Origin of the sequence: Stenotrophomonas sp. NPDC077420 (assembly GCF_044543385.1) — a bacterium.
Classification (GTDB): Bacteria; Pseudomonadota; Gammaproteobacteria; order Xanthomonadales; family Xanthomonadaceae; genus Stenotrophomonas.
Map to the genome: position 1 here is coordinate 1 of NZ_JBITVZ010000027.1, position 23,531 is coordinate 23,531.

Genomic DNA, 23,531 nt, shown 5'->3' on the forward strand with positions numbered 1-23,531 from the left:
GTTCATCCGGGCTCTTTGGGCGTGGACAGGTGTGGTAACCACCATTTTCCAAAGATGTCCCGGATGAACAACCTACTGAGAGATCACAGTTAGTCGGCAACGCCATGCATGAAGAATGCGAGGGCGGGTGCGCGCGAAGAGCAGCCGACTAACAGTCGGCTCTACCAGTCGGTTACGCCGCGTTGCTCCGGACGGAAACGCCGCCCCGGACGGTAGTGCCGACTGTTAGTCGGCAACGCCATGCATGAAGAATGCGGGGCGGGTGCGCGCGAAGAGCAGCCGACTAACAGTCGGCTCTACCAGTCGGCGCTACCCGTCGGTTACGCCGCGTTGCTCCGGACGGGAACGTCGCCCTGGACGGTAGTGCCGACTGTTAGTCGGCAACGCCATGCATGAATCATGCGGGGGCGGGTGCGCGCGAAGAGCAGCCGACTAACAGTCGGCTCTACCCGTCGGCGCTACCCGTCGGCTACGCCGCGTTGCGCAGGAACGCCTCGGCGTCTACCGGCTTGCCCAGGTGGTAGCCCTGCAGCAGGTCGCAGCCCAGTTCGTTGAGATACGCGCGCTGTCCGGCCGTCTCCACGCCCTCGGCGACGATCTGCAGCTGCAGCGAGCGCCCCAGTGCCACGATCGAGGACACGATCGCCGCATCTTCGGCGTTGTCTTCCAGGTCGCGCACGAACGCACGGTCGATCTTCAGCTCGGTGGCCGGCATGCGCTTGAGGTACAGCAGGCTGGAATAGCCCGTACCGAAATCGTCGATGGAAATCTTGACCCCCATCGCGGTCAGTCCGTGCAGGATCTGCAGGCTGGCTTCCACGTCCTGCATGGCGGTGGTTTCGGTCACCTCCAGGGTCAGGTGATGCGGCGCCAGGCCGTGCTTTTCCAGCGTGCGCGTAACCGTACCCAGCAGCGTGGTGGAGGCGAACTGCAGCGGCGACAGGTTCACCGCCATCGACCACGTTGCGTGCCCGGCGTCATGCCACTGCCGCAGCTGCGCACAGGCCTTGTCCAGTACCCAGTCGCCCAGCGGCAGGATCAGTCCGCTGCGTTCGGCAATGGGAATGAAGGCGTCGGGCCCCAGCAGCCCCAATCCCGGATGCTGCCAGCGCACCAGGGCTTCGGCACCGATGACCCCGCCGCCGTCGGCGCGGAACTTGGGCTGGTAGTGCAGCACCAGCTCTTCGCGCTGGATGGCGTGGCGCAGCTCCTGCAGCAGCTTGAGCTGGCGGTTGGCGCTGACGTGCATGGATTCGGTGAAGAAGGTATAGCCGTTCCGGCCCGACTCCTTGGTGTGGTACATGGCCGCGTCGGCGTGTGCCATCAGCTCGCGTTCGGTCCCGGCGTCGGTCGGGTACAGCGCAATACCGAGGCTGGCGGTCACCTGCAGGTCCAGGCCGTCGATCTCGAACGGCGCGCCCACCGCTGCAATGATGCGTTCGGCGATCACCGCCGCATCTTCGGGTACGTCAAGCTGGAACACGATGACGAACTCGTCGCCGCCCAGCCGCGCGAAGGTGTCGTGCCCGCGCAGCAGCCCGCGCACGCGGTCGCTGACCTGGATCAGCAGTTTGTCGCCGAGCTGGTGACCGTAGGCGTCGTTGACGGCCTTGAACCCGTCGAGGTCGCAGAACATCACCGCGAAGCTGAAATTGCGCCGCTTGGCTTTTTCGATGGTCTGCTCGATCCGGTCCTGCAGCAGCATGCGGTTGGGCAGCTGGGTCAGCGGGTCGTGCAGGGCGGCCTGCAGCAGTTTTTCATTCGCCTGCGCCAGCGACTCGGCCAGCAGGCCGGTGCGGGTCCGCATCTGCCGGTCGAACAGCGAGGCAATCAGCGCGATGCCCAGCGTGGCCAGGGTGGTGACGATGACCAGCACCGCCAGCCACTTGCTGTCCAGGCCACCCGCATTGGCGGCGCCGCAGATGCTGCCCTCGGGGAAGCGGGCGGCGGCCATGCCGGTGTAATGCATGCCGACGATGGCCAGGCCCATCACCAGCGAGGCCAGGCCGCGCAGCAGGGCCGGGCGGCGCTGTTCGGTGCGCAGCCGGAAGGCGATCCACAGCGCCGCACCCGCGGCGACGATGGCGATCAGCAGCGAGGCGGCGAACCATGCGGGGTCATAGTCGATGCCGGGCTGCATGCGCATGGCGGCCATGCCCAGGTAGTGCATGCAGGCGATGCCCAGCCCCATCAGCACGGCGCCGGCGGTCAGTCGCGGCCACGGCAGTTCGGCGCGCGAGACCAGCCACAGGGCATACGCGGAGGCGCCCACCGATGCGGCCAGCGAGTACAGGGTGATGGCCAGGTCGTAGCCCACCGGAATGGGCAGGTCGAAGGCCAGCATGCCCACGAAGTGCATGGACCAGATCCCCAGGCCCATGGCGGCAGCGCCACCGGCCAGCCACCAGCGGGCCACGCGGCCTTCGGTGCTGGCCAGCCGGCCGGCCATGTCCAGCGCCGTGTAGGAGGCGAGGATGGCAACCAGCAGCGAGAAAACGACGAGACTCTGGCTGTAGGTGCCGGTCATGGAAACGCCTGGAGGTACGAAGAGGGAAAGGCAGGGGAGCCCGCCACGGTATCGGCCGGGCCCGGCATTGCTTGAGCGGCGTCCGGGCTGCGGTTTGGCGCACGTCTCGGTTGCTGCGACGCGGCTCGGCTATCCTGCCCGGCAGCAACTGAATTGGATTTGACATGGCCAAGCGGCTTACCGCCTACGTGTGCAGCGAATGCGGCGCGGAATACAGCAAGTGGCAGGGGCAGTGCACCGAGTGCGGCGCCTGGAACGTGCTGACCGAGATCACCCTGGGAAGCGCCACGGCGGCCAAGTCGCCGGCCGCGCGCCGTTCCGGCTGGGCCGGCAAGGTCGATGCGCCGAAGATCATGGCGCTCAAGGACGTGCAGCAGACCGAACACCTGCGCGTGAGCACCGGCATCGGCGAATTCGACCGGGTGCTGGGCGGCGGCCTGGTGGAAGGCGCGGTGGTGCTGGTGGGGGGCGACCCCGGCATCGGCAAATCGACCCTGCTGCTGCAGGCGGTGGCGAAGATGGCGGCCGGCTTGCCGGTGCTGTACATCACCGGTGAGGAATCGCTGTCGCAGGTGGCCGGGCGCGCGGTGCGGCTGGACCTGCCGCTGGACAACGTCAATGCGCTGGCCGAAACCCAGGTGGAGGCGATCCTGCAGCACGCCAGTGCGGCGAAGCCGAAGCTGATCGTGGCCGATTCGGTGCAGACGCTGTGGACCGAGTCGCTCACCGCCGCCCCGGGCTCGGTGAGCCAGGTGCGCGAGAGCGCGGCGCGGCTGGTGCGCTTCGCCAAGGAGACCGGCACCGCCGTGTTCCTGGTCGGCCATGTCACCAAGGAAGGCGGCATTGCCGGCCCGCGCGTGCTGGAACACATGGTGGACGCGGTGCTGTACTTCGAGGGCGAGAGCGGCAGTCGCTTCCGCCTGCTGCGCGCGTTCAAGAACCGCTTCGGCGCGGTGAACGAGCTGGGCGTGTTCGCCATGGGCGAGAAGGGGCTGAAGGAAGTCTCCAATCCCTCGGCGATCTTCCTGTCCGGCGGCAGCACCCGCCAGCCGGGCAGCTGCGTGATGGTCACCCGGGAAGGCACCCGCCCGCTGCTGGTGGAAGTGCAGGCGCTGGTGGATGCCTCGCCGTTGTCCAACCCGCGCCGGGTGGCGGTGGGGCTGGAGCAGAACCGCCTGGCGATGCTGCTGGCGGTTCTGCACCGGCACGGTGGCGTGCTGGTCGGCGACCAGGACGTGTTCGTGAACGTGGTGGGCGGCATCCGCGTGCAGGAGACGGCGGTGGACCTGCCGGTGCTGCTGGCGGTGCTGTCCTCGCTGCAGGACCGGCCGCTGGCGGAGAAGACCATCGCGTTCGGCGAAGTCGGCCTCTCCGGCGAGATCCGGCCGGTGCCGAACGGCGAGGACAGACTGCGCGAAGCGGCCACGCATGGCTTCAAGCGCGCCATCGTGCCCAAGGCGAACGCACCGAAGACCGGCAGCGTCAAGGGCATGGAAGTCATCGCCGTGGAACGGTTGTCCGAAGCGATCGACGCGATCTGAATCGGGCATTTCCGGCGCACGCGGCCGCGCAGGCAAACCGTGGCCAGGCTGTGCTAGTTTTCCGTTCCCGCCAGAGAAAACGATTACATGCACGCGACTCCCCTGGACACGCAGGGCGCCAGCGAGATCCGTCGCGCCGGTGTCGACCTCAACGGATTGATGACCGTCCTTGGCAAACACCTGTATTCCACCCCGGTGGTGGCGCTGCGGGAACTGGTGCAGAACGCGCACGATTCGCTGGTGCGACGGCGGCTGGAACAGGCCGACTGGCAGGAGGCCGGGCGGATCGAGGTGCATGGCGATGCGGTCAACGGCATCGTGCGCATCGTCGATACCGGCGCGGGCCTGACCCAGCAGGAAATCCACGACTACCTGGCCACCGTCGGCGTGGGCTACACCCGTGGCCTGCGCCAGGCGGGCGAGGATGACGAGGGGCTGATCGGCATGTTCGGGCTGGGCTTCCTGTCCGCATTCGTGCTGGCGCGCCGGGTCACCGTGCGTACCACGTCCTACCAGCAACCCGGACTGGGCCATTGCTATGTGTCCAGCAATGCCGAGCAGTACACGGTATCGCCGATGCCTCCGCGTGCGGTGGGTACCGAGGTGGTGCTGGAACTGCATGGCAGCTACACGCACCTGGCCCAGGAGCAGACCCTGCGCGACATCCTGGGCCGCTACTGCGCGCTGCTGGGCGAACCCATCCATATCGGCCATGACGCGCGTGCGATCAATCCCGAGCCGCCGCCGTGGCGCCCGCAGGCGGGCGTCGCGCTGCATCCGCTGCAGGCACAGCGCCGCGCGCTGGAATTTGCCGCGCAGTTCGAACGCAGCTTCGAGCCGATTGCCTGCATGCCCCTGCGCGCCGAAGGCGGAAGCGACGCGGTGGGGCTGCTGTGGGTGCAGGACGGCGCGACCTACGGCACCAGCGACAACCGCAACCTGTCGGTGTTCGTGCGCGGGATGCTGCTCGACGACGACGCACGCGACCTGCTGCCGCCATGGGCCGGGTTCATTGGCGGGGTGATCGAATCCAGCCGGCTGACCCCCACCGCCAGCCGCGAGGATCTGCAGCGCGACGACATCTACAGCGCGGTGCAGCACGCGCTGGGCGAGGCGCTCATCGATGGGCTGGTCGACATCGCCCGTCAGCAGCCCGAAGCCTGGCGGCGCATCCTGGCCCGGCACAACGAGGCACTGCTGGGCGCTTCGCTCTGCGATGACCGGCTGTTCCAGCTGCTGCTCGAGCACGTGCGCGTGCCCAGCTCGCAGGGCGACATCCGCGCCAGCGAACTGCCGTCGCGTGGCGCGGTCCACGTGATCCTGGACAGTGGCGGCGGCTTCGAGGAAATGCTGTTCCGCGCGATGGGCGTGCCGGTGGCGCATGGCAACCGCTATGCCGTGGTGCCGTTCCTGCGGCGCTGGACCCAGGCCAAGGGCATGCGCCTGGTGGAGCTGGGCACCGAGCAGGGCAATCGCGCGCTGTTCCAGACCGACACGCTGCCCGAGGCCGAACTGGCGTGGCTGCAGACCCACCTGGGCGATGGCGAGCAGCTGCTGCCGGCGCACTTCAGCCCGGCTGAACTGCCGGTGGTGGTGGTGCCCGATCGCGAGGCCGAGCTGAAGCGCCGCCTCGAAGACGACGAGAACGACAAGCGCGTTTCAATGGCCGCGCTGCGCCTGGCGCGGCAGTTCACTGCCCGCATCGTCGCACGTGCACCCTCGCGCCTGTATCTCAACCTGGACAACCCGGCCGTGCAGGCGCTGCTGGCGGCCATGCGCGCCGGCAATCCCCAGGCCGAGGCCGCCGCGCGGCTGCTGCGCTCGCTGAAGGTGATCGTCGGCGCGCAGGGACGTGCGCAGGACGGCGGCGCGGCCAGCAGTGACCTCAACCGCGCGTTCGGCGACATCGCCGAGGCCCTGCAGCAGATGCTGCAGCCGCGCTGACATTTCGATTTTCCTTACGCATTACAGGACGGCACGACCGCATGGATATCTGGAACTGGGTGGAAAAACTGCAGGACGATCTGGGTGAGGCGGGGCAGGCGCAGAGCGCGCAGCTGCTCACCCGGCTGACCGACGAGGTCTGTGAACTGCGCATTGATCGCGTGGATGCGCTGTTGCCCGAAGCGCGTGCGCTCGGCAAGACGCTGGGCAATCCGTGGCTGGACGTGTTCGTGGGCCACTGGGAGATGCGCAACCGGGTCGGCAACCGGCTGGAGGGCGAGTCGGCGCTGGGTGATGCGGTGGCATTGTTCGAACGTGCGCACCGCGCCGACACGGTGGAATGCCCACAGTCGGTGTGCGTGACCCAGGACCTGGCGGCGTGTTACGGCAACATCGATGGCCCGGGCTGGGTGCCCGAACGCATCGAGGTGTGCGAGGAAACCCTGGGGCGGATCGACCCGAGCTGGTCCTGCTTCCAGTGCCTGAGCTGCGAGAAGGCCGACGCGCTGCTGGATGATGGAAATCCCCAGGGCGCACTGGACTACCTGGACGTGCAGGCCGATACCGTGCTGGCGCATGGCGGCAAGGTCTACGACAGCTTCCCGGAAATGCGCATCAAGATCCTGCTGGCCAGCGGCCGCGCCGCCGAGGCCCTGGCCTTGATCGACGCGCGCCAGGCCGAAGTGGAGGCCGAGGGCGACTATGAGCCGGCCAACTGCACGGTGCCGCGTCGGCTGTCGCGTGCCTGGGCGCTGGCGCAGCTGGGGCGCGATGAAGAGGCGCTGGACGCCCTGGTGCCGTGGAACCAGGTGTCGCCGAATTACCGGCGCATGTGGGCGCACACGGCGGCGTTGCTGGTGCGCAGCGCGCCCGAACGCAACGGCTGGGACCTGGGCCGCCGGATGAGCGCCACCCTGGCGCACTACGCCCAGGTGGGCGCGCACCGTTTCGTGATCGAGATTGCCGGGTTGTGCGTGGACATGGCCCTGCAGCGTGGCGCGGTGTGGACCGCGCAACGCCACCTGGCGCTGGCCCGCCAACACCTGGACAGCCTGCGCCAGGACCTGGGGGCCCGCGATGCCGTGGCGGCGATGGCCGCGCGCATCGAGGCCGCCCCCGCGGTGGCCGCCCTGCCCGTACCCGCCGAGGCGCTGTTGGACTGGCTGGTCGGGGAGGGGGCGAAGAACGAAGGGCGCGACCCCGAGCGCGAAGCGCAGTGGTTGCTGCAGGCCGTGGCGGCGCGACCCGAGGATGCGGCCCTGCTGGACGTGGCGGCGTCGGCGCTTGCGGCCTGCGGTGCCGACGAGGAGGCGCTGGCCCTGCTGTGGGCGTTCGTGCAGCGCCACCCGCACGAAGATGCCTCGCCGGCGTATTCGTTGATGCGTCTGCTGGTACAGCGTGGCGACCTGGGCGAGCTGGAACGGCTGGTGCAGCACTACCAGGCGCAGGTGCCGGTGTTCGCGCTGTGGTGCCAGGCACAGATCGCGCAGAAGCAGTCGGACTGGGCCGCACTGGAGCAGGCCTGCTCGGCGCTGCTGGCGCTGTCGCCCGGTTCGCACGGCGCGCGCAATCTGCTGGCGATGGCCCTGATGGCCATGCAGCGCTTCCCGGACGCCGCCGCGCAGTACCGCCACCTCACCGAGGTCCTGGAGGAACCGCGCAGCGCCCACTGGGACCATATGACGGCAGCCAGCGCGGCGCGCGACTGGGCGGCCGTGCGGACGTCGGCCGCCGCAATCGGCATGGAACTGGAGAGCACCGAAGGCCCGGTCGAAGAGAACTTCGGCTGGGTGATCATCCGCTGCATGGACGGTGGCGACCCGGTCGAGTACTACGCGCGCCGGACCGGCCCGGTCACCGCGCGCATCGTCGAGAACGCGCCAGCCCACCGGCGCCAGCGCGTGGACGACTGGGTGGTGTTCGACGCCGAACTGGTGCATCCGGCACCGGAAGATGAAGAAGAACGCCGTCGCTTCATGGCGACCTATGCCGAAGTCCATCTGCTGGAAAGCGGGGGACATGCGGCGAGCTGGCTGGTGGATGGCGTGCACCCAGGCGAGGAGGCCTGGGCGGCGTTCTCCGACGCGGTCAAGGAGCGCGGCTGGAAGCTGTGGACCCACAGCGCGGACGACTACCAGCTTGCCGACACCCACGCCGACGGCGCGCCGCTGCCGGGGGTGCTGTTCACCCTGGCCCAGCCTCAGGAAGCGCCCCCGCTGGCGCTGCACCGGTTCCTGCTTGAAGCCACCGCCGGCTGGCCGCATCGGATGTGCTGGCTGCGCCTGGCCGAAGCCTGCGGCCAGGACGAACAGCGGCACCTGGATGTGATCGCGCGTTACGGGCTGTAAGCGAAGCAGCGGGCGCGCCGCGGCGGTTGATCAGCGCGCGCGCCCGAACACCAGTTCGATCACGAACTGGCTGCCGAAGAAGGCCAGCAGCAGCAGCGCCATGGCGGTGAGGGTCCAGTGCACCGCCTTGGCGCCGCGCCAGCCATAGCGGCGGCGCCCGATCAGCAGGGTGCCGAACACGATCCACGACAGCACGCTGAGCACGGTCTTGTGCACCAGCTTCTGTGCGAGCAGGTCGTCCACGAACAGCACGCCGGTCAGCAGGGTCAGCGTGAGCAGCGCGAAGCCCACCGCGATCACGCGGAACAGCAGGGCTTCCAGATCCGCCAGCGGCGGCAGGGCGCGCAGCCACGGCCGGAAGTCGCGCCGGCGCAGGGCGCGTTCCTGCACCCACAGCATGATCGCCAGCAGCGCGGCCACGCTCAGCGTGGCGTAGGCCAGCAGGGCCATCCAGGCATGGGTGGCCAGCTGCCAGCCCAGCGGCCGGCTCGGCGCGTGGCCGTAGCCGTGGTACAGGCACAGCACCGCGGCGGCCATCGGGAACACCAGCACGCCCAGTGCCGCCATGCGGCCCCGCGCGGCCACCAGCGAGGTCAGCCAGGCCATGCCCAGCCCCACCAGCGACAAGGCGGCGAAGAAATGCATGTCCGGCCCGCCACTGGTGCGCAGGGCTACCAGCGCGTGGTAACTGCCATGCAGGACCATCGCCGGCACCGCCGGCCACAGCCAGCCCGGCGAGCGGGTGGCGTCATCGCGCACCACGGCCCGCACCAGCAGGGCGGTGGCGACCAGGTACAGCAGGGTGGCGATGAGAACGATTGTCATCGTTCCAGTTTCGCATACCGCGGGGCCGTAGCGATGGTCGCGTTGCCGGGCTCTGCCCGGAAACGTGGACCCCGCTATACTGTCGATCTCTTTGTCTTTCGTTACTGAACAGGTTGCCTCCATGTTCGAGTCCCTGACCCAGCGCCTCTCCGGCACCATCGAGCGGCTGCGTGGCCGCGGTCGCCTCACCGAGGAAAACATCCGCGAGGCCACCCGCGAAGTCCGCATCGCGCTGCTGGAAGCCGACGTCGCCCTGCCGGTCGTGCAGGCGCTGGTCGAGCGCATCAAGGTGCGCGCGGTCGGCCAGGAAGTGCTCAAGTCGCTGACTCCGGGCCAGGCACTGATCAAGATCGTGCGCGACGAGCTGACCGCCGTGATGGGCTCGGCCGCCTCGGACCTGAACCTCAACGTGCCGGCGCCGGCGATCATCCTGATGGCCGGCCTGCAGGGTGCGGGCAAGACCACCACGGTGGGCAAGCTGGCCAAGCACCTGAAGGAAAAGCGCAAGAAGAAGGTGATGGTGGTGTCGGCCGACGTGTACCGTCCGGCCGCGATCGAGCAGCTGAAGACCCTGGCCGACCAGGTCGGCGTGCTGTTCTTCCCGTCCAGCGCCGACCAGAAGCCGGAAGCCATCGTACGCGCGGCGATCGATGATGCGCGCAAGTCGTTCGTGGACGTGCTGCTGGTCGATACCGCCGGCCGCCTGGCCATCGACGACGCGATGATGGCCGAAATCAAGGCCCTGCACGCGGCGGTCAACCCGGCCGAAACCCTGTTCGTGGTCGATGCCATGACCGGCCAGGACGCGGCCAACACCGCCAAGGCCTTCGGCGAAGCGCTGCCGCTGACCGGCGTGGTGCTGACCAAGACCGACGGTGACGCCCGTGGCGGTGCCGCGCTGAGCGTGCGCTACATCACCGGCAAGCCGATCAAGTTCGTGGGTGTCAGCGAAAAGCCCGACGGCCTGGACGTGTTCCACCCGGACCGCATCGCCAGCCGCATCCTGGACATGGGCGACGTGCTGTCGCTGGTGGAGCAGGTGGAGCAGCAGGTCGACAAGGACAAGGCGCAGAAGCTGGCCGAGAAGGTCGCCAAGGGCAAGAAGTTCGACCTGAACGACATGCGCGACCAGCTGGAGCAGATGCAGAACATGGGCGGCATCGGCGGCCTGATGGACAAGCTGCCGGGCCTGGGCCAGATTCCGGAGCACCTCAAGCAGCAGGTCAGCCAGGGCAAGGAAGTGCCGCGCATGATCGCCATCATCAATTCGATGACCAAGAAGGAACGCCGCAATCCGGGCCTGCTCAACGGCTCGCGCCGCGCCCGCATCGCCCGCGGTTCCGGCCTGACCCCGGCCGACGTCAACAAGCTGATGAAGCAGTACCAGCAGATGGAAAAGATGATGAGCAAGATGGCCGGCGGCGGCATGAAGGGCATGATGCGCAGCATGAAGGGCATGATGGGCGCCATGGGCGGCCGCGGCGGCCTGCCGTTCCGCTGATCAAGGCGCCGGTCATTGGTCGGCCCGCGTAGGGACACGCCATGCGTGTCCAAGGGACGCCCGGCGTAGACTGTAAAGGTCGACCCCAAGGTGCGCCCCGCATGACCGACCCGCGAATCCTCGAACGCGCCGACAGCTTCTGTCGGCGTTTTTCATTGCAGTCCCCGATCCTGCTCGCCCCCATGGCCGGCGCCTGCCCGGTGACGCTCTCGGCCGTGCTGGCCAACCACGGCAGCATGGGCGCGATGGGCGCGGTCCTCTCGCAGCCGCAGGACATCGTGGCGTGGATGCACGCGTTCCGCGCCCAGTCCACCGGTCCGGCGCAGGTCAATGTGTGGATCCCGGATGCTGCGCCCGCGCGCGATGCTGACGCCGAAGCCGCCACCCGGGCGTTTCTCGCGAAGTGGGGCCCGGAAGTGCCGGCAGATGCCGCCGACGCCGGCCCCGCCGATTTCGATGCGCAGTTCGATGCACTGATTGCCGCCAAACCTGCGGTCGCCTCCACCATCATGGGCGTCTTCAGTGCCGCCCAGGTGCAGCGCCTGAAAGACGCCGGCATCGCCTGGTTCGCCTGCGCCACCACGTTGGCCGAAGCGCTGGTGGCCGAAGCGGCCGGTGCCGATGCGGTGGTTGCGCAGGGCTTCGAGGCTGGCGGCCATCGCGGCGCGTTCGATCCGGCCGCGGCCGAGCGCCAGCTGGTGGGGCTGTTCGCACTGGTGCCGCGCCTGGCCGACCGCCTGCAGGTGCCGGTGATTGCCGCCGGTGGCATCGCCGACGGTCGCGGCGTGGCGGCGGCGTTGATGCTCGGTGCGAGCGCGGTGCAGGTAGGGACTGCCTTCCTCCGCACGCCCGAGTGCGCGATTGATCCGGCGTGGTCGCAGGCGCTGGCAGCGGCCGAACCGGAAGATACCTGGCCCACCCGTGCCTTCAGCGGCCGGCTCGGCCGTGGCCTGGCGACGCCGTATGTGCGGGCAGCCGCCGCCCCGTCCGCGCCGCCGCCACGCCCGTACCCGGTGCAGCGCGGCCTGACCGCGCCGATGCGGGCCCAGGCCAACCGCGAACACCGCATCGATGCGATGCAGGCGTGGGCCGGGCAATCGGCGTGGATGGCGCCCGACAAGCCGGCGGCCGAGGTGCTGCAGGCGCTGTGGGCCGACGCGCGCGGCTTGCTGGGATGAGCGTGTACTGCAACGGCCACCGCGCCAGCGCCGACGATCTGGCCGGTGCGCTGGTCAACTACGGTCACTTCACCTCACTGCAGGTGCGCGGCGGTGCGGTGCAGGGGCTCGACCTGCACCTGCGGCGCCTGCGCCAGGGCACTGAAGATATGTTCGGGGCGACGCTGGACGGCAGCCAGGTGCAGGCATGGATGCACGCGGCGCTGCAGGCTGAAGGCGTGGCCGACGCCTCGCTGCGGATCACGGTGTTTTCCCGGGCATTCGATTTCCGCCAGCCGCTGCAGGCCGTGCCGGTGGATGTGCTGGTGGCGGTGTCGGCGCCGGTGACGCTGCCGGCAACGCCACGGCGCGTGCGCAGCGTGGTGTACCAGCGCGAGCTGCCGCATCTGAAGCATGTGGGCACGTTCCCGTTGTTCGCGCATCGCCGGCAGGCGCTTGAGGCCGGGTACGACGATGCGCTGTTCGTGGATGCGCAGGGTGCGATCATCGAAGGCACCACCTGGAACATCGCGTTCGGGCGTGGCGGAGACCTGGTATGGCCGCAGGCCCCGGCATTGCGCGGAACGCAGGAGCGCCTGCTGCAGGCGGGGTGGGGCGGGGCGCCGCAGCTGGCGCCCGTGCGGTTGGCCGACCTGGCCGGGTTCGACGCCGCCATTGCCTGCAATGCCGCGGGGGTGTGGCCGATAGCCAGTATCGATGGGCACGGGTTCAGCGGATCGGAGGCCCTGGTGCGGCAGGCCATCACGACGGTTGCCGGTCAGCCATGGGAGCCGTTGGCGTGAGGCGGCACGACCAACGGTCGTGCCCTACCGCGGAGACGTAGCGGCGGTTCCCGGTAACGCCACCCGCACCGGACGGTCGCAGCGATTCCGCCACCCGTACAGGCAGGTAACTGGTAGCGCACGACCGTTGGTCGTGCGACGCCGCAACGCGGCGGCCGGGCCCCCGTTCAGCTTCAAATGCCCCGCTGGGCTTGGAATGCCCCGGACCCGCCGCTATAATCGCCGGCTTACCGCGCCATCCTGGCGACTGGGCAATAGAGGAAGTATCACCATGGTCAAGATCCGACTGACCCGCGGCGGCGCCAAGAAGCGTCCGTTCTACCACATCATCGTGACCGACTCGCGCAGCGCGCGCGACGGCCGTAACATCGAGCGCGTTGGCTTCTACAACCCGGTTGCCCAGGGTGCCGAATCGCGCATCGTGCTGGACCTGGCCAAGGTCGACGCATGGGTTGCCAATGGCGCCCAGATGACCGACAAGGTCCGCAACCTGTACAAGGAAGCGACCAAGGCCCAGGCCGTCGCGGCCTGATCCTGAAGGGCCGCGCCTGGCGCGGCCCGTCGGCCTACGCAGATGAAAGATACCGAGCGCCGCATCCTGCTGGGCAGGATTGTCGGCGCTTTTGGTGTGCGAGGCGAGATGAAGCTCGAGTCTTGGACCGAGCCGCGTACCGCCATCTTCAACTATCAGCCCTGGATCCTGCGGACACCTGCCGGCCAGGAGAGCACCCTCAAGGGCGCGCGCGGACGTCAGTCCGGCAAGCACCTGGTGGCGGTGTTTCCCGACGTCACCGACCGCGACGTGGTCGAGTCGATGTACGGAACCGAAGTCTATGTAGCACGCAGCGCACTGCCGCCGCCCAAGGCCGACGAGTACTACTGGGTCGATCTTGAGGGGTTGCAGGTGCGTACCGTCGACGGTGTTGAACTGGGCCGGGTCTCGCACCTGTTCTCGACCGGTGCCAACGACGTGCTGGTGGTGCAGGGCGACCGCGAGCGGATCATTCCGTTCGTGCAGCCGGACTTCGTGGTGTCGGTGGATTTCGAGGCCAATCTGGTCATCGTCGACTGGGACCCGGAGTTCTGATCGATGCGGATCGATGTCATCACCCTGTTCCCGGAATTCATGGCGCAGTCGGCCGCGCTGGGCGTGGTCGGCCGTGCGGCCGAGCGCGGCCTGCTCGACCTGCATGGCTGGAATCCGCGTGACTACGCCGAGGGCAACTATCGCCGGGTGGACGACCGTCCGTTCGGCGGTGGCCCGGGCATGGTGATGCTGATCGAGCCACTGCGCGCCTGCCTGGCTGCGGCGAAGGCTGCGGATCCGACCCCGGCGCCGGTGATCTACCTGAGCCCGCAGGGGACGCCGCTGACCCAGGCCAAGGTCCGCGAACTGGCGGCGCTGCCGCGCATGATCCTGTTGTGCGGGCGCTATGAAGGCGTGGACGAACGTTTCCTGGCCGCCGAGGTCACCGAGGAAATCTCGATCGGCGATTACGTGCTGTCCGGTGGCGAGCTGGGTGCGGCGGTCATCGTCGATGCGGTGACCCGTCTGCAGGAAGGTGCCCTGAACGACGCCCAATCGGCCGCGCAGGACAGTTTCGAAGGCCCGCATGGGCTGCTGGACTGCCCGCACTTCAGCCAGCCGGCGCAGCATGAGTGGGGCGATGTCCCCGATGTGCTGCGGTCGGGCAACCACGCCGCCATCGCCCGCTGGCGCCGCCAGCAGTCGCTGCTGCGGACCGCGCTGCGCCGCCCGGACCTGCTGGACGAAGCCAGCCTGTCCAAGGCCGACCGCATCCTGCTGGAGCAGGCGAGGGCCGACCTCCCGTAACGCCTGACGGGTGGGTGGGCCGCCCCCCCCCCCGGTAGCGCCGACCGTTGGTCGGCGCAAGCGGTCTCCCACCAGGCAGTAGCATCCCAACCCACATATAAGCTAGAATCGCGGATTCCCATCAGGCCCCAACCGGCCCGGTGGCTGGAATCCCTACAAAAAACGTGCAGCACAGTCCGGTGACTGCATGAGCCCACGTTGTCGAACGACACGACCACCCGAACTACTATCGGTGCACCCATGAGCAAGCTGAACAAGACCATTCTTTCGGATTTCGAATCCGCCCAGATTACCCGTGAGCTGCCGCAGTTCAGCCAGGGTGACACCGTCGTCGTCAACGTGAAGGTGAAGGAAGGCAACCGTGAGCGCGTGCAGGCGTACGAAGGCGTCGTGATCGGCACCAAGAATGCCGGCCTGAACTCGGCCTTCACCGTCCGCAAGATCTCGCACGGCTACGGCGTCGAGCGCGTCTTCCAGACCCACAGCGCCATCATCGACTCGGTCGAAGTGAAGCGTCGTGGTAAGGTCCGCGCCGGCAAGCTGTACTACCTGCGTGGCCTGGAAGGCAAGGCTGCCCGCATCAAGGAAGATCTGGCTGCTGCCGCGCAGGCCAAGGCCGCGCGCCTGGCTGCCAAGGCTGCCCAGTAATTCCGGCGTGGGGTACCGACCAACGGTCGGTACCTACCCAACCAGACGGCCACCTTCGGGTGGCCGTCTGCGTTTTGGGTGCCGTGGGACACGCCATGCGTGTCTACGCCATCTAACCGCGTTCGACCCCGGCGACCGGCGGCGCGGGATCGGCGACCGGTGATGGCGGCGATGCCGGAATTTCCGCGGGCGCCGCTACTTCCTGGCGATGGGCTGGCAACATGCGCGCCTTGCGCCAGCCGCCCCAGCGGTAATACGCCAGCGACATCAGCATCGCGCAGAACGAGCTGACCGGGAAACTCCACCACACCGCATCGGCGCCCCAGCGATCCTGCAGCAGCTCGGCGAACGGCACCCGGATTCCCCACAACGAAGCAGCCAGGATCAACAGCGGCGGAATCACCGCGCCGGTGGAGCGCACCACGCCGGAAATCACGAAGTTCACGCCGAAGAACAGGAACGACCACACCGCGATGTGGTTGAGGTGGCGCGCCACGTCCAGCGCCTCGCTGCCGCTGGGCAGGAACAGCGCCAGCGTGTAGCGGTCGAGCAGGATCAACGGCAGGATCAACACGCCGGTGAGCAGGAAGTTGTACAGCACGCCACTGCGCGCGGTACCGCGCACCCGCGACCAGTTGCCCGCGCCCACATTCTGCGCCGCCATCGACGAACACGCCGCACCGATCGCCATGGCCGGCATCTGCACGTAGGTCCACAGCTGCAGCGACGCGCCGTAGGCGGCTGCGGTATCGGTGCCGTAGCTGTTGACCATGGTCATCATCATGATCATCGACAGCGAGATCAGCACCATCTGCAGCCCCATCGGCACGCCCTTGACCACCAGCGCGCGCAGGATCTCCAGGTCCACCTTGAACAGGTGCATGTCCTTGCGCCCCAGCCACAGCACATGGCGCTTGTTGCGCATGTACCAGAGCAGGCCGGCCAGCGACAGCGTCTGTGCGATCAGCGTGGCCCACGCCGCGCCGGCGATGCCCAGCTGCGGGAACGGCCCGATGCCGAAGATCAGCAGCGGGTTGAAGCCGATGTCCAGCACCACCGACAGCAGCAGGAACCGGAATGGCGTACGCGAATCGCCCACGCCGCGCAGTGCCGAACTCAGGAAGGCAAAGGCGTACAGCGTCGGCATCGCCAGGAAGATCACCTTCAGGTACGCCTCGGCCAGCGGCAGTGACACCGCCGGGGTGCCCATCGCCGCCAGCAGCGGGTGTGACAGCCACCAGCCGGCCACCGCGATCACCACCGACAGCCCGATGAAGAACGTGGCACTGGTGCCCATCACCCGTCGCGCCTGCGGGATATCCCGGGCGCCCATCGCCTGGCCGATCAGGATGGTAGCGGCCATGCCGATGCCGAATACCGACCCGATCAGGAAGAACATGATGTTGTTGGCGTTGGCGGTTGCAGTGAGCGCCGCTTCGCCGAGGAAGCGCCCCACCCATACCGCATTCACCGACCCGTTCAGCGACTGGGCGATGTTGCCGGCGAGGATCGGCAGGGCGAACAGGAACAGATTGCGCCCGATCGGGCCGGTGGTGAGGTCAAGCGGCGCTTTGGCCATGTGCTATGGAGATCAGGCGTGGACAGCGGCACACTAGCACCAAGCCCATCAACGGGATATTGCGATGCGCCGCTCCGCGTCCCACTGCATGACCGCCCCGCCGGCTGGACCGGTCGCGCGCCGGCACCGGCCGCGCCCGGCTGACCGGTTCATGCCCGCCGTGCTGGCACTCTTGATTGCCGCCGCGCTGCCCGCATGTTCGAGTACAGACGACCGCCTGCGCGACGCGCAGGTACGGCCGATGGACCGACCCGAATGCCAGGTGGGCAGCCAGCGTCGCGATCTGGATGCGGGCGTGCCCGTACTGATCGGCGGCACCGGTTGCCGCGGCAACCCGTCGGCACCACAACCGTTGAATCGACGACCGGCCAAGCCGGGGAGCTGAACCACCCGCATGACAGAAGCACAACCGTTGGTCGCCGCCTCCGTGCGGCTGGACGTGTGGCTGTGGGCCGCACGCTTCTACAAGACCCGCAGCCTGGCCAAGCAGGCGGTGGAGACCGGCAAGGTCGACGTGGCCGGGCAGCGGCCGAAATCCTCGCGCGCGGTGCGCGTGGGCGAGCAGCTGCAGATCAGCCGCGGCGATGAAGTGTATGACGTGCAGGTGCGCGGCCTCAGCGACCTGCGCGGCCCGGCGCCGGTGGCGCAGCAGCTGTATGAAGAAAGCGAAGCCTCGCGTGCGCGCAGGGCGGAGCAGCGTGCGCAGCGCGCGGCCATGAAGAACGGCTACCTGCCACCGGAGCATCGCCCCGACAAACGCGCGCGCCGCTTGATCAAGGCCCTGGGCGATCTCGACGCCATGTGATGCGCAACGGCGACGTCACCCACCGACGTAACGTGATGCGCAGGCGCGACGTAACACGGTGACGCAACGTATGGCCCAGGCGCGGAACAAATCCCGGGTAGCGCACGACCGTTGGTCGTGCGCCCGCAAAACCCGTCTCACCGATGCAGGTCGTACCGGTCCAGCTCCATCACCCGCGCCCAGGCGGCGACGAAGTCCTGCACGAACTTCTTCTCGCCATCGGCACTGGCATACACCTCGGCAATCGCGCGCAGCACCGAGTTCGAGCCGAACACCAGGTCGGCACGGCTGCCGGTCCAGCGCGTGCCGCTTCCATTGCGGTCCACGCCTTCATAGCCATCGCCGCTGGCCTTCCACTGCGTCCGCATGTCCAGCAGGTTGACGAAGAAATCATTGCTGAGCGTGCCCGGTCGATCGGTCAGCACGCCCTGCGTGTTCCCGTCCACGTTCGCGCCCAGCACGCGCAGGCCGCCGACCAGCGCGGTCAGTTCCGGCCCGGTCAGCGTCAGCAACTGCGCCTTGTCGATCAGCAGCGCTTCGGCGGGCACGCTGTAACGGCCCTTCACGTAATTGCGGAAACCATCGGCATACGGCTCCAGCACCGCGAACGATTCCACATCGGTCTGGTCCTGGCTGGCGTCGGTGCGGCCCGGCGTGAACGGCACGCTGACCTCATGCCCGCCGGCCTTGGCCGCCTGCTCCACGCCGACGTTGCCGGCCAGCACGATCAAATCCGCCAGCGATACCTGCGCGCCGCCGTCGCCCTTGAAGCCGGCCTGGATCTTTTCCAGTGCGGCCAGCACCTTGGCCAGCTGCTGCGGCTGGTTGACCGCCCAGTGCTTCTGCGGGGCCAAGCGGATGCGCGCGCCATTGGCACCGCCGCGCTTGTCCGAGCCGCGGAAGGTGGACGCCGAAGCCCATGCGGTGGAGACCAGCTCGGCCACGCTCAGCCCGGAGGCGGCGATCTGCTGCTTGAGCGCGCTGATGTCCTGCGCGCTGATCACGGCCGTCGGCGCGTCCGGCACCGGGTCCTGCCAGATGAACGTTTCCGCCGGCACTTCCGGACCGAGGTAGCGCGCGCGCGGGCCCATGTCGCGATGGGTCAGCTTGAACCAGGCGCGCGCGAACGCATCGGCAAACAGCTGCGGGTTCTCCAGGAAGCGCCGCGAGATCTTCTCGTAGGCAGGGTCCATGCGCAGCGACAGATCGGTGGTGAGCATGGTGGGGCGGTGCTTCTTCGACGGGTCGTGCGCGTCCGGAATGACCGCCTCGGCGTCCTTTGCCACCCATTGGTGCGCACCCGCCGGGCTCTTGGTCAGTTCCCATTCGTTGCCGAACAGGATCTCGAAGAAGTCGTGGCTCCACTGCGCCGGGGTGCGGGTCCAGGTGACTTCCAGGCCGCTGGTGATGGTGTCGCCGCCCTTGCCGCTGCGGAACTTGTTGGCCCAGCCCAGGCCCTGGTGTTCGAGACCGGCCGCTTCGGGTTCCACGTCCACGTTGTCGGCCGGGCCGGCGCCGTGGGTCTTGCCGAAGCTGTGGCCACCGGCGATCAGTGCGACGGTTTCCTCGTCGTCCATGGCCATGCGGCCGAAGGTGTCGCGGATGTCGATGGCGGCCTTGACCGGGTCCGGGTTGCCATCCGGGCCTTCGGGGTTCACGTAGATCAGGCCCATCTGCACGGCAGCCAGCGGATTTTCCAGGTTGCGCGAATGGATGTCGCCGTCGGCATCGTCATCGGACACCAGCACACCGTGATCTTCGACCACGCCTTCGGAGCCGTGCGCGTAGCGCACATCGCCGCCGAGCCAGGTGGTCTCGCGGCCCCAGTACACGTCCTGGTCCGGTTCCCAGGTATCCGGGCGCCCGCCGGCGAAGCCCAGCGTCTTGAAGCCCATCGACTCCAGCGCGACGTTGCCGGTGAGGATCAGCAGGTCGGCCCAGGAAATGGCCTGGCCGTACTTCTGCTTGATCGGCCACAACAGGCGTCGGGCCTTGTCCAGGCTGACGTTGTCCGGCCAGCTGTTGAGCGGGGCGAAGCGCTGCTGGCCACGGCCGCCGCCGCCGCGCCCGTCGCCGATGCGGTAGGTGCCGGCGCTGTGCCAGGCCATGCGCACGAACAGGCCGCCGTAATGGCCGAAGTCGGCCGGCCACCAGTCCTGCGAATCGGTCATCAGCGCGGTCAGGTCGGCCTTGAGCGCGGCGTAGTCGAGCCCGGCGAAGGCCTTGGCGTAATCGAAGTCCGCATCCAGCGGATGCGAACGGGAGGAATGCTGGTTGAGCAGGTCAACACGGAGCTGGTTCGGCCACCAGTCGCGATTGGTGGTGGCATCGCCGACGAGGGCGTGGTTGAACGGGCACTTCGCTTCGCTTTTCATGGGCTGTTACCTGTGGACTGGCGAATGAGGGAATGGCCTCGCGGGGGAGACGCAGAGGGAGCGCCTTTACGTTAAGCAGCGTGGAGCGATCGGTAAAAGTGAATGATTCAACCGAAACGATTGAGCTGGACTATCGAAGCCGCCGGGCGGGCTGGCCCGGCGCATGCGGACAGGCTCAGCGCTTGCCGAGGAAGCCCAGCACGTCACTCACATCGGTCTTTCCGTCGCCGTTCTGATCGAGCAGGCCACCCAGAAGACCGCTGAAGCTGCCACTTTCGGCGGACGGTGCCTCCTGCCCGAGGGCCTGGCTGAGTTGGCCGGCGTTGCCCTGCTGGGCGAACCGTTGGGCCAGGAACGACATTACGATCGGGGCCAGGATGGCCAGCAGCTGGCCGGAGCGACCGCTGTCCAGCCCGGTCTTCTGGCCCAGCAGCTGTGCGGCCTGCGGGGTCTGGCCGCCAAACACATGGCCAAGGATGCCGGCTCCGTTGGTGGCGCTGCCGCCGCCACCGCCCAGCACGGCCCCGAGCAGGCCGCCCAGGTCGAAGCCGCCGCCGCCGCCGGCCAGATGGTCCTTCTGGAGTGCATTGAGCAGCGACTGGGCGCCTTGTGGCTGGCTGGCATTCCTGCCCAGTGCGCCCATCAGCAACGGCAGGGCGGCGCTGACCGCCTGCGAAGCCTGGTTCTGGTCCAGCCCGAGCTGCTGGGACACCTGCTGCACGCCGGGTCCCTGCAACTGCGACAACAACCTTTCGGTGAGCGAGTTCGTATTCACGATCGACTCCTTTGCCCCGGAATGGGGCCGCCGGAGCATAACGCCGCCTGCACGAAGAAAATGCGAAGCCTTCACGCAGCCCGCCCCGTGAAGGGGTAGGTCACGACCGTTGGTCGTGACAACGCCCACCGCCTGAAGCCGGTAGGTCACGACCGTTGGTCGTGACGCCTCACACCAACGCCTTCAACCGGTACAACGCCTCCAACGCCTGTTTCGGGGTCAGCTCATCCGGATCCAGCGCGGCCAGCGCCTCCTGCGCCTTGGTCGAGGGCGCGGTGAACAGCCCGAACTGCTGCGGCGCGTCCAGCGCCTGCGGGGCCATGGTCGCGGCCACGGTCTCGCCGCCACGCTGCTCCAGCTCGGCCAAGCGGCGCCGCGCCTGCGCCACGGTGGCGCGCGGCAGGCCGGCCAGCGCCGCCACCTGCAGCCCGAAGCTGCGGTTGGCCGGGCCGTCCTTCACCGCATGCATGAACACCAGTGCCTCGCCATGCTCCACCGCGTCCAGGTGCACGTTGGCGATGCCGCTGGCGCCGCCCTGGTGCTGCTCGTCGGCCAGCGCGGTCAACTCGAAATAATGGGTGGCAAACAGCGTGTAACAGCGGTTTTCGTAAGCGAGGTGGCGGGCCACCGCATCGGCCAGCGCCAGCCCGTCATAGGTGGAGGTGCCGCGCCCGATCTCGTCCATCAACACCAGCGACTGCGCGGTGGCGTGGTGCAGGATGTAGCTGGTCTCGCTCATCTCCACCATGAAGGTGGACTGCCCGCGCGCCAGGTCGTCGCCGGCGCCGATACGGGTCAGGATACGGTCGATCGGGCCGATCACCGCGCGGCTGGCCGGCACGAAACTGCCGATGTGGGCCAGCAGCACGATCAGCGCGTTCTGCCGCATGTAGGTGGATTTACCGCCCATGTTCGGGCCGGTGATCACCAGCATGCGCCGGTCCGGATGCAGGTCCAGGTCGTTGGGTTCGAACGGCTGCTCGCGCACCGCTTCCACCACCGGGTGGCGGCCGCGCTCGATGCGCAGGCACGGGGCGGTTTCCAGCTCCGGGCGCGCCCAGTCCAGCGCCTGCGCGCGTTCGGCGAAGCCGGCCAGCACGTCCAGCTCGCTGAGCGCGGCCGCGCACTGCTTGAGCGGTTCCAGTTCGCTGCCCAGGGTATCCAGCAACTGCTCGTACAACAGCTTCTCGCGCGACAACGAACGTTCGCGTGCCGACAGCACCTTGTCTTCGAACGACTTCAGTTCCTCGGTGATGTAGCGCTCGGCATTGGTCAGGGTCTGGCGGCGGGTGTAGTGCACCGGCGCCTTGTCGCTCTGACCCTTGCTGATTTCGATGTAGTAGCCATGCACCCGGTTGTAACCGACCTTGAGCGTGGCGATGCCGCTGCTGGCACGTTCGCGCTGCTCCAGGTCGATCAGGAACTGGTCGGCGTGGGTGGACAGGCGGCGCAGCTCGTCCAGCTCGGCGTCGTGGCCCTCGGCGATGACGCCGCCATCGCTGAGCTTCATCGGCGGGGTAGGGGCGATGGCCGAGGCCAGCAGGTGCGCGCATGCGTCATGCGAACCCAGTGCCTCGCGCAATGCGACCAGGCGCGGCGAATCCAGCGGCGCCAGCACCGCGCGCACCTCCGGCAGCAGGCCCAGGCCGTCACGCAGGGTGGAGAAATCGCGCGGGCGCGCCGAACGCAGCGCCACGCGGGTAAGGATGCGCTCGAGGTCACCCAGCGCACGGAACGCCTCGCGCAAGTCGCTGTCGGCGCCGCGGTCGATCAGCGTGGCCACCGCATCGTGGCGCTGCACCAGCACCTCGCGCAGGCGCAGCGGACGGTGCAGCCAGCGCCGCAGCAGGCGCCCCCCCATCGGGGTGACAGTGGTATCGAGTACGCCCAGCAGCGTGTTGCGGGTATCGCCGTCCACGCGCGTATCCAGCTCGAGATGGCGGCGGGTGGCCGCGTTCATCGCGATCGCCTCGCTGGCCGTTTCGGTGGAAATGGAGGTCAGGTGCGGCAGGCGCTGTTTCTGGGTTTCCTCGACATAGCCGAGCAGGGCGCCGGCGGCGGCGGTGGCACGCGGCTTGTCGTCGATGCCGAAGCCGGTCAGGTCGTGCAGCTTGAAGAAAGCGAGCAGCTGGCGGCGGCCGCTGTCGGCATCGAACAGCCAGGGGGCGCGGCGGCGGATGCCACTGCGGTGGCGCAGGAAATCCGGCCAGTTCTCCTCGTCCGGCACCAGCAGCTCGGCCGGTTCCAGCCGGGCCAGTTCGGCCTCCAGCGCGTCGTCGGAATCGACCTCGTTGACCAGGAAGCGGCCACCGGCCAGATCGGCCCAGGCCAGGCCGTAGCCGTGCTTCCCCCGCGAGAGCGCCATCAGCAGGGTATCGCGGCGCTCATCCAGCAGCGCCTCGTCGGTGACGGTGCCGGGGGTGACGATCCGCACCACCTTGCGCTCGACCAGCCCCTTGGCCAGCGCCGGGTCGCCGATCTGCTCGCAGATGGCCACCGACTCGCCCAGCGCCACCAGCCGTGCCAGGTAGCCCTCGTAGGCATGCACGGGCACCCCGGCCATCGGGATCGGCGCGCCGCCGGAGCTGCCGCGCTGGGTCAGGGTGATGTCCAGCAGCCGCGCCGCCTTGCGCGCGTCGTCGTAGAACAGCTCGTAGAAGTCGCCCATGCGGAAGAACAGCAGCAGGTCCGGGTAGTCGGACTTGGCGGCAAAGAACTGCTTCATCGCAGGTGTATGGCCCGATAAGTCGTTGTTTTTCATGAAATATTGAAGCTAATCAGCACGTTAGGCGAGGCGGCAAGGCGACAACTTGAGACACCCGAGGACTGCAAAAGACGCTTCAGGGCTCAAAAAGTGTCCATCTGGTGT

Annotated in this window: 18 protein-coding genes; 12 read left to right on the forward strand and 6 right to left on the reverse strand. The window is 68.2% G+C overall.

Translation table 11 applies throughout. The features are described 5' to 3' along the window. Positions 1–469: 469 nt before the first annotated feature. Entirely contained in the window at positions 470–2,527 is a 2,058-nt protein-coding gene (locus tag ACIGII_RS18485; RefSeq protein WP_399641086.1) for a putative bifunctional diguanylate cyclase/phosphodiesterase, read from the reverse strand. 164 nt (positions 2,528–2,691) lie between these two features. On the opposite strand from ACIGII_RS18485, the gene radA reads away from it, so the two are divergent. The 3 genes from radA to ACIGII_RS18500 all read left to right on the forward strand — a co-directional run bounded on the left by radA (position 2,692) and on the right by ACIGII_RS18500 (position 8,360). After that, positions 2,692–4,068 (forward strand): DNA repair protein RadA, encoded by a 1,377-nt coding sequence (radA, locus tag ACIGII_RS18490; RefSeq protein WP_399641083.1) that lies wholly within the window; start codon positions 2,692–2,694, stop codon positions 4,066–4,068. Positions 4,069–4,155: 87 nt separating this feature from the next. Next, a complete protein-coding gene (locus ACIGII_RS18495) occupies positions 4,156–6,012 on the forward strand; it encodes an ATP-binding protein (RefSeq protein ID WP_399641080.1) in 1,857 nt (618 codons plus the stop codon). Between the two features lie 41 nt (positions 6,013–6,053). After that, the gene (locus ACIGII_RS18500) at positions 6,054–8,360 is read left to right on the forward strand and encodes a hypothetical protein (RefSeq protein WP_399641077.1); all 2,307 of its coding nucleotides are present in this window, start codon (positions 6,054–6,056) and stop codon (positions 8,358–8,360) included. Between the two features lie 30 nt (positions 8,361–8,390). Here ACIGII_RS18500 and ACIGII_RS18505 read toward each other — a convergent pair whose 3' ends face one another. After that, complete coding sequence (locus tag ACIGII_RS18505; protein ID WP_399641074.1) at positions 8,391–9,185, reverse strand: inner membrane protein YpjD; 795 nt, start codon at positions 9,183–9,185, stop codon at positions 8,391–8,393. A 121-nt stretch (positions 9,186–9,306) separates the two neighbouring features. On the opposite strand from ACIGII_RS18505, the gene ffh reads away from it, so the two are divergent. The 7 genes from ffh to rplS all read left to right on the forward strand — a co-directional run bounded on the left by ffh (position 9,307) and on the right by rplS (position 15,128). Continuing rightward, the gene (gene ffh, locus ACIGII_RS18510; protein WP_399641071.1) at positions 9,307–10,686 is read left to right on the forward strand and encodes a signal recognition particle protein; all 1,380 of its coding nucleotides are present in this window, start codon (positions 9,307–9,309) and stop codon (positions 10,684–10,686) included. A 101-nt stretch (positions 10,687–10,787) separates the two neighbouring features. Further along, complete coding sequence (locus tag ACIGII_RS18515; RefSeq protein WP_399641068.1) at positions 10,788–11,864, forward strand: NAD(P)H-dependent flavin oxidoreductase; 1,077 nt, start codon at positions 10,788–10,790, stop codon at positions 11,862–11,864. Continuing rightward, entirely contained in the window at positions 11,861–12,646 is a 786-nt protein-coding gene (locus tag ACIGII_RS18520; RefSeq protein ID WP_399641065.1) for an aminotransferase class IV family protein, read from the forward strand. Before ACIGII_RS18515 ends, ACIGII_RS18520 begins: the two co-directional genes overlap by 4 nt. Positions 12,647–12,917: 271 nt before the next feature. Continuing rightward, positions 12,918–13,178 (forward strand): 30S ribosomal protein S16, encoded by a 261-nt coding sequence (gene rpsP / locus ACIGII_RS18525; RefSeq protein WP_145478226.1) that lies wholly within the window; start codon positions 12,918–12,920, stop codon positions 13,176–13,178. A 42-nt stretch (positions 13,179–13,220) separates the two neighbouring features. After that, positions 13,221–13,733: a ribosome maturation factor RimM gene (gene rimM, locus ACIGII_RS18530; RefSeq protein WP_399641062.1), complete on the forward strand. Its 513-nt coding sequence runs from the start codon at positions 13,221–13,223 to the stop codon at positions 13,731–13,733. Positions 13,734–13,736: 3 nt separating this feature from the next. Further along, positions 13,737–14,480: a tRNA (guanosine(37)-N1)-methyltransferase TrmD gene (gene trmD, locus ACIGII_RS18535; protein ID WP_399641059.1), complete on the forward strand. Its 744-nt coding sequence runs from the start codon at positions 13,737–13,739 to the stop codon at positions 14,478–14,480. Between the two features lie 240 nt (positions 14,481–14,720). Next, positions 14,721–15,128, forward strand: a complete 408-nt coding sequence (gene rplS / locus ACIGII_RS18540) for a 50S ribosomal protein L19 (RefSeq protein ID WP_399641056.1) — start codon at positions 14,721–14,723, stop codon at positions 15,126–15,128. 112 nt (positions 15,129–15,240) lie between these two features. Here the strand turns inward: rplS and ACIGII_RS18545 are convergent, their stop codons facing one another. Continuing rightward, a complete protein-coding gene (locus ACIGII_RS18545; protein ID WP_399641054.1) occupies positions 15,241–16,707 on the reverse strand; it encodes an MATE family efflux transporter in 1,467 nt (488 codons plus the stop codon). Between the two features lie 151 nt (positions 16,708–16,858). Here ACIGII_RS18545 and ACIGII_RS18550 point away from each other — a divergent pair, with 151 nt between their 5' ends. After that, positions 16,859–17,092 (forward strand): hypothetical protein, encoded by a 234-nt coding sequence (locus ACIGII_RS18550; protein WP_399641051.1) that lies wholly within the window; start codon positions 16,859–16,861, stop codon positions 17,090–17,092. A 9-nt stretch (positions 17,093–17,101) separates the two neighbouring features. Then, the gene (locus ACIGII_RS18555; RefSeq protein ID WP_145478221.1) at positions 17,102–17,512 is read left to right on the forward strand and encodes an RNA-binding S4 domain-containing protein; all 411 of its coding nucleotides are present in this window, start codon (positions 17,102–17,104) and stop codon (positions 17,510–17,512) included. 137 nt (positions 17,513–17,649) lie between these two features. Here ACIGII_RS18555 and katG read toward each other — a convergent pair whose 3' ends face one another. The 3 genes from katG to mutS form a co-directional block, all read right to left on the reverse strand. Continuing rightward, positions 17,650–19,887 (reverse strand): catalase/peroxidase HPI, encoded by a 2,238-nt coding sequence (gene katG / locus ACIGII_RS18560; RefSeq protein ID WP_399641048.1) that lies wholly within the window; start codon positions 19,885–19,887, stop codon positions 17,650–17,652. A gap of 175 nt (positions 19,888–20,062) precedes the next feature. Further along, a complete protein-coding gene (locus tag ACIGII_RS18565) occupies positions 20,063–20,665 on the reverse strand; it encodes a DUF937 domain-containing protein (RefSeq protein ID WP_399641089.1) in 603 nt (200 codons plus the stop codon). A gap of 166 nt (positions 20,666–20,831) precedes the next feature. After that, positions 20,832–23,423, reverse strand: coding sequence for a DNA mismatch repair protein MutS (gene mutS / locus ACIGII_RS18570; protein ID WP_399641045.1), 2,592 nt, complete (start codon positions 23,421–23,423; stop codon positions 20,832–20,834). Between the last annotated feature and the right edge of the window lie 108 nt (positions 23,424–23,531).